Source organism: Kitasatospora sp. MBT66, from assembly GCF_000710405.2.
In the GTDB taxonomy this organism is placed as follows: domain Bacteria; phylum Actinomycetota; class Actinomycetes; order Streptomycetales; family Streptomycetaceae; genus Kitasatospora; species Kitasatospora purpeofusca.
This window is the reverse complement of sequence record NZ_JAIY01000003.1, coordinates 785,213-795,323: the sequence shown is the minus strand read 5'-3', so window position 1 is coordinate 795,323 and position 10,111 is coordinate 785,213. Positions and strand designations below refer to the sequence as shown.

The window sequence follows — 10,111 nt, the reverse complement described above, 5'->3', positions numbered from 1 at the left end:
TCGCACCGCTCGCCGAACGCGCCCGGGCCACCGCCGCCGCCCAGCGCCAGGCCGGTACCCGGCTGCTGGAACTCCTCGCCGCCGGCGCCGACCCGGAGGCCGACCACGCCCTGTCCCTCGCCGGACTGCCGCCGCGGCTGCCGCTCACCCCCGTCGCCGCCCGCTTCGGAAGCGCTGTGGGAAGCGCTGTGGGAAGCGCCGGGGGAAGCACCGCCGCAACCGTCCCCGGTACCGCCCCGGGCACCGCCGCCCCGCCCGGTCCGGCCGACCCCTCCGGGGCCTGGGCCGCCGCCGCGCTTGCCGAGGCCCTGCACCCGACCGCCGCCCCGTTCGTCGCCGCCCCGGACGGCCGCGGCGGCGCCGTGGCACTGGTCGCCCTCCCCGAGGACGCCGTCGCCGCCGCCCTGGACCTCACCCTGCCCCGGCTCGACGAAAGGCCCGGCCAGACCGGCCCCCGCGCCCAGGCCGGACCGGGAGGTCCCGCCGCCGGCGTCGGCCCCACCGTCCCGCCCACCGCCGCCGACCTGCGCCCGGCCCTGGTGCAGGCCCGCTACGCCCTGGACGCCCGCCCGCCCGGCGCGGTCGGCCGCTGGGCGAGCACGGTCTCCCTCGCCGACCTGCTGCGCGGCATCCCGCCCGAGGTCACCGCCGCCTTCCATCAGCGGCTGCTCGCCCCGCTGGTCGACCACGACCGGCACAACACGGTCTCCCTGGTCGCCACCCTCGACGCCTTCCTGCGCCACAACGCCTCCTGGTCCCGCACCGCCGAGGCCCTGCACGTCCACGTCAACACCGTGCACTACCGGGTCAAGCGGATCGAGGAACTGACCGGCCGGAGCCTGCTGCGGCTCGACGACCGGCTCGACCTGCGTACCGCCCTGCTCTGCGCCCCATCCGCTCTGCTCCGCGCCCCCGCCGATCCGGAGGCGCCGATCGTGGCCAAGGGTCGGGCGCGCCGGGCCGGCTGACGATCAGTCGGACCGGCGCGGATCCGGAACCGCCCTTGTTGGTGGTATCCCTGCACAGGACGGTTGCGGTCGCCTATCCTCCAGGCGCACGGCGAGGTACGGCCTCGCCGGACGGCTGGGGGGTCGCGGTGGTTCTGCACGGGCGTGCAGCGGTGTTCGAGACGGTCGTACCTTCACTCGTCGGCCTGGAAGTGAACGGCGAGGAACCGGGCGTCAGGACGCGGCGGCTGCCCGTCCCGAACGGCACCCCGCCGGTGGTCGAGTGCGCGGGCGGGCGCCTCAGCGGGCGCACCGCCCTCCTGGCCGGCCTGGACGCGCGGTACGCCGCCCACCTGCGCCGGGCCTCGGCGGACCTCGGCCGCCCCGACCTCGGCCGGGCCGACCTCGCACTGGCCGCCGACGACGAGGACCCGACCCGGCGCAACGCCTCGCACCTCTCGGACCTGCTGTTCCACCTGCGCCACGAGCTGAGCCGCCGGCCCGGGGACTTCGGCGGCACCATCGCCTTCCCCCGGCTCACCCAGGGCCTGCTGGCGGTGACCTCCTGGCAGGCCGTCGGCGCCGGCGAGCCGGAGGCGGCCGTCGGGCGCCTGGAGAGCCTGCTCCGGGAGACCGTCCCACCCGGGCCCGCCCGGCGCGCCCGGGTGGCCCAGTGGATGCGCCAGGCGGCCCCCGGCGCGGCCGCGGCGGCGGGCCCCGGGGCAGCGCCGAACACGCTCGTCGCCCGCCTGGTCGACCTCGTCACCCCCGAACTGCTCGGCCCCTCCGCCCACCGGCAGGGCCTGCGCTGGTGGGCCGTCCGCCAGGTCGCCGGCCCGGGCACCGACCACGTCCAGCTGTCCGAACTGGCCCGGCGCTTCCGCGGCGACCCGGACGACCGGGAGGCCGCGGAGCGCCAACTGATCGCCGCGTTCCTGGCCGACATCGACAGCCACTACACCTGGTCGCGCCGGATGAACCGGCTGCCGCGCCCGCTGCTGCTCCTCGACAACGCCCACACCCCGCTCGGCCGTCCGGTGGTGCGCGCGCTGCTCCGGGTCTGGCACGAGGAACCGGCCGGGACCCGGCCGGGCGTGATCACCACCGTCCTGGCCGGGGAGCCCTCCGACCCCGACGACACCGCGGCGTCGACGCGCCGCGCCCCGGGCCCGTTCTGGCGCCAGGACCGCCCCGGAACGGCGGCCGACTGGACGGTGCGGCTGCCGCTGGCCCCGCTCGGGCTGGAGGAGATCACCCTGATGTTCGGCACCGAGCACCCCCCGTCCGGCACCGCCCGGGTGATCCACCGCCTCAGCGCGGGCCGCGCCGGGATCGCCCACGCCCTGGTGGAGGCCGCCCGGAGGGCCGTCCGCCAGCGCGACAGCGCGGAGCCGCGCTGGCTGCTCGACCTCCCGGCCCACGACGCGCCCGCGCGCACGGTCCACGAGCAGCTGCTCCGGGTCCTGGTCCCCGGGGAGCGCGACCGGGAGCGGCTCATGTTCTACAGCCCGGCCCTCGACGACGGTGCCGCCGACCTGCTCGGCGCCTACTACCCGCGGACCGACCACAGCCCGCTGGACGTCCAGGAGGCCAGGCGGCTGCTCGAACGCAACCACTGGGCCGCCGCACACCATGCCGCCCATGCCGCCGCCACGCCGCAGGCCGTCGTCGACGCGCCGTTCGTCCAGGACCGCACCATGCGCACCCTGCTCGGCCACCGCCTCGCCGTCCAGGTCGCCGGCGAGCGCGACATGCAGACCTGGAGGCACCTGCACGGCACCGTGCGCGCGCGGTACGCGCCGACCGGCGCCGGGCTGCCCGACCAGGCCCTCCACCACGCGCTCGCCGTGCACGACACCGGAGTCGTCGTCCGCACCCTGCACCAGCGCCTGGCCGAGCGGAGCGCCGCCGACTGGCTCGCCTCGGTCAACCTGATCTGCTCCGCCCCGCACCCGCCGGAGCCGGTGCCGACCGCCGCCGCGACGAACGAGCAGTGCCAGGCCTGCCGGCACGGCGAGATCGCCGTGCACCAGGCGATCGACCGGCTGGTGGTCAGCCTGTGGGTGCAGTCGCACCCGCTCTCGGTGCCCACCCCGGCGCTGATCGACAGTGTCCGGCTGCAACTGCTCACCCTGGCCCAGTACACCGGGGCGGCCGACCAGGCGGTGTTCTTCCAGGCGCACGAGACCTGGCCCGGACGGCTGCGCCGCTGGCACCAGGCACCCGACCTGCCGACCTGACCCGAGCCCGGAACCTGGCCCTGGTCCTGGTCCGGTCCTGCCCGCCTCGTTCGACCCGCCCGACCTTAGGAGACGCCCGACCGTGAAACTGGAACTGCCCCAAGGGCCCCTGAACCGCGCGCTGGTGATCCTGCTGGCGGTCGCCGTCCTCGGCACTGCCGGGTACTTCGGCTACGGCTTCCTGACGGATCCCAGCTGCGCCACGGGCGTGAAGAAGGTCAGGAACGAGTGTGTCGGCGTCACCGACGGCTCGTACGTCTTCAACGACGACCTGGGGCCGGTGACCGCGCGCATCAAGGAGGAGAACGACAGCGTGGCCGGGAAGCACCCGGTCACCTTGGCGCTGATGATCCCGCTGGTCTCCGACCAGCAGGCCGAGCGGCGCGAGATGGTCGAGCAGGTCCAGGGCGCCTACCTCGCCCAGTACCGGGCCAACCGGGAGAGCGGCAAGCAGCCGCCGGTCCGCCTGGTCCTCGCCAACCCCGGCCGGGAGTACGGGGAGTGGCGTCGCGTGTCGGACCAGCTGGCCAAGGCGGCGGCCGACGGCAAGCAGAACCTGCGGGCCGTCACCGGCATCAACATCAGCATCACCAACAGCGAGGCCGCGGTGCACTACCTCACGGCGGACAAGCACATCCCGGTCGTCGCCGGCCCGATGACCGCCGACGACATCGTCAACAGCGTCGCCGATCCGCGCCACTACCCGGGCCTGGCCCGGATCGCTCCCAGCAACAGCGACCAGGCGGCCGCCCTCGCCGCCTACGGGGCGGGGATCAAGCCGGCCGAGACCCTGGTGGTCGAGGACACCCGGGAGAACGACAACTACCTCGCCACCCTGCGGGCCACCTTCGCCAAGCTCACCAAGGGCGCGCCCAACGAGCCGGAGACCTTCGAGTCCCCGAAGGACTTCACCCAGGAGGGGAACCTCGGCAACGTCTTCCAACGGATGGTGCCCGAGATCTGCAGCTCCAACGCGTCCACCCTGTTCTTCGCCGGCCGCCCGGTGCAACTGCGGCTGTTCCTGGTGGCGCTGGGCGACCGGAAGTGCAACAAGCCCTACACCGTCATCACCGGCTCGCACGCCTCCACACTGATGGTCGACCAGGAGTTCGAGAAGCACTGGAACGCGCTCACCAAGAGTCAGGGCATCACCGTGCGCTACACGGCGCTCGCCCACCCCGACAGCTGGGGCGAGGCGAGCACCGAGGGCCCCGGCGGCTCCAAGGGCCCGACCGCCGAACTCGCCGCCCTGCTGAAGGCGGACGACACCAAGCAGCCCGACCGGATCGGGCCCGCCGACCGCCGCGACGGCCGGATCATCATCACCTACGACGCGGTGACCACCGCCGTCGAGGGGATCCGCAAGGACGTCGGCGAGTCCGTGGCCATGCCCTCGCTCGACGACGTCACCCAGAGCTGGCGCCGGCTCCACGGCGGCAACCGGGTGGACGGCGCCAGCGGCTGGATCTGCCTCGACCAGTACGGCAACCCGTACAACAAGGCCGTCCCGATCGTCCACCTGGACCCGACCGTCCGCGGCGCCGTCCTGGACGCCGTCGCCTGGCCGCTCGGCCACGCCCCCGACAGCAACTGCTCCATCGGCGCCGGGGGCTGACGAGCGCCGACGAGCGGCGCCGACGAGGGCTGGCGAGGGCCGGCGAGGGCTGGCGAGCGCCGACGAGGACCGACGGCCGCGCTACCCGCGGCGCGCGGCGGGGACGGCGCGGGGGAGGGCGAAACCGACCTCCGCGCCGCCCCCCGGGCCGGTGCCCGCGAACACCGTGCCCCCGTCGGCGGTGACGAGGTCGTGCACGATCGCGAGCCCCAGCCCGGAACCCGGCGTCGACTGGGTGCCCGCGCCCCGGTAGAAGCGGTCGAAGACGGCGTCCCGCTCCTCGGGCCCGATCCCCGGCCCGAGGTCGCGCACCACCAGCCGCACGTACGGCACCCCCGGCCGGGCCCGGCCCCGGCCCGCACCGGCGGGCGCCGACTCGACCAGCACCGTGACGGGGGTGTCCCCGGGACTGAACTTGACCGCGTTGGCCAGCAGGTTGTCGATGCAGCGGTGCAGCGCGCGCGGCCGCGCGAGCACCACCACCGCCCCGTCCCGGTCCGGCCCCGCGCCCGCCGCGCCGACGTCGATGACCCGCCCGGTGCGCCGTCGGAAGCGTTCCGCGCAGTCCTCGGCCGCCGCCGCCAGGTCCAGCGGCACCTGGTCCTCGTCGGCCTGCCGGTCGGTGGCCAGCTCGACCAGCTCGCGCACCAGCTCGTCGAGCGCGACGCTCTCCGTGACCAGGGTGCCGAGGATCTTCTCCTCGTCCTCGGGAGCCAGCCGGCCCCTGGCCCGCTGCAACAGCTCCGCGCTCCCGCGCACCGAGGTGAGCGGGGTCCGCAGCTCGTGGCTGGCGTTCTGCACCAGCCGCTGCTGCGCCTCCCGGGAGCGGCGCAGCGCGTCGAGCATCACCTCGAACGCGAGGGTCAGCCGACCCACCTCGTCGCGCCCCGCGGCCGGGAGCGCGGTGCCGAGGTCCTGGGTCGAGCTGATCCGCTCGGCGGCGCGGGCCAGCCGGCGCATCGGGCGCAGGATCCGGCCGATCAGCAGCCAGCTGAGCGCGGCGCAGGCGGCGGCCGAGCCCGCCGTCGTCCAGCTGATCCGCCCGAGGAACTCCTGGTCCATCCGCTCGGCGTCCGCGTAGTCCTGACTGACGACCAGGGCCCCGTGGCCCTCGCCGCGTCCCAGGACCAGCACCCCGAAGGTGCGGTCGCCGACCGTGGTCTCGGCCGTCAGCCGTCCCTCCCCGGAGCGGGCGACGGCGAGCGCGCCCGGCGGGACCGGCAGGGCGGCGCGGCCGGGGGAGAGCGGCCGGACCGTGCCGTCCGGGAGGAGCAGCTGCTCGGCGGTGTCGGGCCGCTCGGCGGGGACCCGCCCGGCGTCGAGGACGGCGGCGACGGCGTCCGCGCGGTCGACCAGCGCCCGGTCGAACTGGTCGGCGACCATTCCGGTGACGCCGCGGTAGGAGCTGACGACGGAGACGACGATGGCCAGCAGGGTGGCGGCCACCACCACGAGGGTGATCCTGGTGCGCAGCACTACGCGGCCCGCACGAGGTAGCCGACGTTGCGGACGGTGTGGATCAGCCGGGGCTCGCCGCCCTCCTCGCTCTTGCGGCGCAGGTAGCCGATGTAGACATCGAGCGAGCGCGAGTCGGTGTCGAAGTCGTAGCCCCAGATCCGCTCGTAGATCTGCGGGCGGGTCAGCACCGCGCCCTGGTTGCGCAGCAGCAGTTCCAGCAGGTCGAACTCGGTCTTGGTGAGGTCGAGGAGCCGTCCGCCGCGGTGGGCGCGGCGCGCGGCGGTGTCCAGCGCGAGGTCCTGGCAGGCCAGCACGCCCGAGTCGGCGGGCGGGGCGGAGCGCCGGAGCAGGGCGCGTATCCGGGCCAGCAGCTCCTCGGTGGCGAAGGGCTTGGCCAGGTAGTCGTCCGCCCCGGCGTCCAGCCCGGCGACCCGGTCGCCGAGCTGGTGCCGGGCGGTGAGCACCAGGACCGGCAGCCGGTCGCCGCGGCGGCGCAGCATCCGGCACAGGGCGAGCCCGTCCAGCCGGGGCATCACCACGTCCACCACGGCGAGGTCGGGGCGGTGGCGCTCCAGCAGCTCCAGGGCGTCCTGCCCGTCGGTGGCGGTCAGGACCCGGTAGCCCTCGAAGCGCAGCAACTGGTCGAGGGTGGTGCGGACACCGGGGTCGTCCTCGACGACGAGCACGGTGCGGCCGTGGGTGGTGGCATCTGTCATGGCGTCATTCTCGCTGGTCACGGCGGACGGTCGGGGTGCGGACGGTTCTCCGTCGGTGTCAGCGCCGCACCGGGGAGACGGCGATCGGCGGGACGGCGGCCGTGCAGGAGGTGTCGCCCGGCTGCCCGGTGCGGACGAAGGAGTCCACGATCCCGAGCGTGCAGTGGGTGGACTCCAGCTCCGCCACGTGCCCGGCGTTGGGCACGGTGACGACGGTCGAGCGCCGGAACTGCGCGGCCGCCTGACGGGTGGCGCTCTCCGGGGTGTTGGAGTCGAGGTCGCCGGCGAACAGCAGCACCGGCACGTCCGGCTGCGCGGGGTCCACCGGCTGCGGGCGGGCGGTACCGGTGCGCGGCCACTTGATGCAGGCATCGGCGCCGTCGGTCTGCCCCTCGGTGAAGCCCTTGACGCTGAACGCCCCGAACCGGCCCGGATCGGCGGCCGACAGCGCGGCCCGGTACTCGCGCCAGCGCTCCGGCAGCGAGGAGTCGACCGACCAGGCCCGCGGATAATCGTTGCACACCACGGCCAGGAACGACGCCTGGTCCTCCCGCCCGGCCGCCCGGTAGTCGGCGTCCACCAGGGCCCGCAGCGCGCGGTCGTCGCCCTCGGCCGAGCTGTGCAGCGCGGCCGGCAGCTCACCGAGCAGCGAGCGCTCGGCCGGGCTCTCCCCGGCGCCGCGACTCGCCGCCTCGTACAGCAGATTGGCGAGCTTGTCCTCGGTGAAGCGCAGCGTGCGGGTCGCACCGGCGGCCTCGATCCGCAGCGTGAACGGCCGCTCGCGCAACTTCCCGGCCACGGTGCGGAGGTCCTCGACGGCGGTGTCCCCGTCACAGGCGGCGCTGCGCTCGCAGACCCGCTTCAGGGCCAGCGACACCGCATCGGCACTCGGCCGGGCCAGCGGGTCCACGCCGAGCGGGTAGGCCCCGGACAGCACCATCGAGTCGACCCGCCCGGGGTGGCGGCTCGCGTACACCGGCATCAGGTACGTGCCGTAGGAGAGCCCGTAGGGGATCAGCGAGGCGGCGCCGATCCGGGCCCGCACGGCGTCGATGTCGTCGGCGGTCGCGGCACTGGTGTACCCCTCGGCCCGGGGCCCCAGCGCGGCCGCGCAGCGGGCCACGGCATCGCGCTGCCCCGCACGGTCGGCGAACCGGTACTCGGCGTCGGTGACCCCGCACGGGATCCGCCCGGAGCGCCCGGTACCGCGCGGGTCGACCAGCAGCACGTCATGGCTGCCGAGCACCCCGTCGAGCCCGGCGGCGAACGCCCCCGCCCGGTCGATCGCGGTCTCCCCGGGCCCACCGGGGTTGACCGCGACCGTCCCCCGCGCCGCCCCCGCGTCCCGGTGCCGCAGCACCGCGTACGCGACGGAGACACTGCCCAGCCACGGCTTGCCGCTCACCACGGGCCGGCTGACGGTGCCGCAGTCCACCCGCAGCCCCTCCACCTCGGGGCACCAGGCCGCCTTGCCGGGCCGCGCCCCGTGCTGCGCCGCGACCGCCGCCCCGGCCGGCAGCACCGACATCAGCACCGCCGCCGCCCCGGCCACCGCCCCGACCCGCCGCACGGTGCTCGCGGTGGTCTTCCCGTTCCTCGTCATGGTGGTGTTCCTTCCGTCCTGTCGTTCTCCGGTGGTGAGGACGACACTGCCGGGCCCCGGTCAGGGGCTCGGCAGAGCGACGGCAAAGGCGTGTAAGAACTCGCGGGGCCCGGGATCGGGAGCGCAGCGGTGGCGGCGGTCCGGTCAGCGGCAGGGGAGGAGGGCGAAGGTGTAGCCGCGGGACTTGAGGGTGCGGAGGATGGCGGGCAGGGCGGCGACGGTCTGGCTGCGGTCGCCGCCGCCGTCGTGCATCAGGACGACGGAGCCGGGGGTGACCCGGTCCAGGACCCGGCGTTCGATCGCGGCCCGGCCGGGGCGGGCCCAGTCCTGGGGGTCGACGCTCCAGAGCTGGACGGTCTTGCCGAGTCGGGCCGCGCCGGAGCGGACGGCGGAGTTCACCGCGCCGTACGGCGGCCGCAGACAGCTCGGGGTGGTCCCGGTCCGCTCGCGGATGCGGGCGTCGGTGGCCGTCACCTGGGAGTCGAAGGAGGACTTGGAGAGGGAGCGCAGGTCGGGGTGGGACCAGCTGTGGTTCTGCACGCTGTGGCCCTGGTCGTGCACCCGGCGGGTGACCTCGGGGTACGCGGCGACGTTCTGGCCGATCTCGAAGAAGGTGGCGCGGGCCCCGTACTGGGCCAGCAGTGCCAGGACCTGCGGGGTGTAGCGGGGGCTCGGTCCGTCGTCGAAGGTCAGGTAGACGACCTTGGCCGGGGCCGCCTGGGCGGGGGCGGCGGGCAGGGCGACCACGGCGGTGGCGGCCGCCAGCAGGGTGCCGAGCGCGAGGCGGGCGGCGCGGCGCCCGCGGGGCCGGTCCGCCGCCCGGGGCGAGGTCACCGAGGTCACTCGGGTCGAGGTCACGGGTGCTCCCAACGGCCGCGGAACCGGAACGAACCCGGTGCCCGCCCCCCTCCCCGGCCCTCCGTCCAATGTAGCGGTCCGTCCCCGCACCGTCCCGGGTCCGGACGGCGAGGGGTCGGTCTTCGGCCAGACCCGGCGTCAGTCCGCGTCGGCGAGGATGTCCCCGGCGACCTCCCCGGCCTGGGCGCGGATCTCGGGGATGGCGGTGCTCTCCAGCAGGCTGCCGCGGCGCAGCGCGCCGAGCGTCCACAGCGGCGCGGGCGGGGAGCCGTCGGCGGGTCGCACCCGGCCGAGGGCGTCGGTGCGGAAGCCCTGGCCGAGGTCGTCGGGTTCGGCCAGTCCGGCGCCGAGCAGCACGGCCACCAGCGGGTCGGGCACCCGGCGGACGTCGGCCTGCGGGCCGGTGCAGTTGAGCACCGCGCCGACGGTCAGGGCGCGGCCGTCGCGCAGCCGGACCCGGACACCGTCACCGGTGGGGACGGCGTCGGCGAGTTCGCCCGGTCCCACCGTGATCCACCCCTCGGCGACGGCCGCCGCGAAGGCCCGGGCGGTCGCGGGCGCGGCCCGGTGGCGGTGGACGTCCCACAGCCGCCGGTCCTCGGTCTGGAAGCGCATCCGGTCGGCCGGGGAGAGGCCCTGCCACAGTGCGGCGGTGACGGGGCGCAGGCTGTCGA

At 75.7% G+C, this 10,111-nt stretch carries 7 protein-coding genes and 1 pseudogene; 3 read left to right on the top strand and 5 right to left on the bottom strand.

All coding sequences use genetic code 11. The features are described from left to right. The 3 genes from BI06_RS05570 to BI06_RS05560 all read left to right on the top strand — a co-directional run. A partial coding sequence (locus tag BI06_RS05570; protein WP_199523233.1) for a helix-turn-helix domain-containing protein occupies positions 1-968 on the top strand: 968 nt, incomplete at its 5' end. A 191-nt stretch (positions 969-1,159) separates the two neighbouring features. Next, positions 1,160-3,187: a hypothetical protein gene (locus BI06_RS50340; RefSeq protein WP_043465486.1), complete on the top strand. Its 2,028-nt coding sequence runs from the start codon at positions 1,160-1,162 to the stop codon at positions 3,185-3,187. Between the two features lie 82 nt (positions 3,188-3,269). Beyond that, positions 3,270-4,802, top strand: coding sequence for a hypothetical protein (locus BI06_RS05560; protein WP_030395166.1), 1,533 nt, complete (start codon positions 3,270-3,272; stop codon positions 4,800-4,802). Positions 4,803-4,883: 81 nt separating this feature from the next. On the opposite strand, the gene BI06_RS05555 is transcribed toward BI06_RS05560, so the two are convergent. The 5 genes and pseudogenes from BI06_RS05555 to BI06_RS53215 form a co-directional block, all read right to left on the bottom strand. Then, on the bottom strand, positions 4,884-6,278 hold the full coding sequence (locus tag BI06_RS05555) for a HAMP domain-containing sensor histidine kinase (protein ID WP_051740273.1): 1,395 nt from the start codon (positions 6,276-6,278) through the stop codon (positions 4,884-4,886). Next, on the bottom strand, positions 6,278-6,976 hold the full coding sequence (locus BI06_RS05550) for a response regulator transcription factor (protein ID WP_030395168.1): 699 nt from the start codon (positions 6,974-6,976) through the stop codon (positions 6,278-6,280). The genes BI06_RS05555 and BI06_RS05550 overlap by 1 nt, the downstream gene beginning before the upstream one ends. A 58-nt stretch (positions 6,977-7,034) precedes the next feature. Beyond that, positions 7,035-8,579, bottom strand: a complete 1,545-nt coding sequence (locus BI06_RS05545; protein WP_051740272.1) for an alpha/beta fold hydrolase — start codon at positions 8,577-8,579, stop codon at positions 7,035-7,037. Positions 8,580-8,723: 144 nt separating this feature from the next. Beyond that, positions 8,724-9,437: a polysaccharide deacetylase family protein gene (locus tag BI06_RS05540; protein WP_199523232.1), complete on the bottom strand. Its 714-nt coding sequence runs from the start codon at positions 9,435-9,437 to the stop codon at positions 8,724-8,726. 138 nt (positions 9,438-9,575) lie between these two features. Then, a pseudogene (locus BI06_RS53215) lies at positions 9,576-10,111 on the bottom strand (hypothetical protein); the annotation flags it as partial.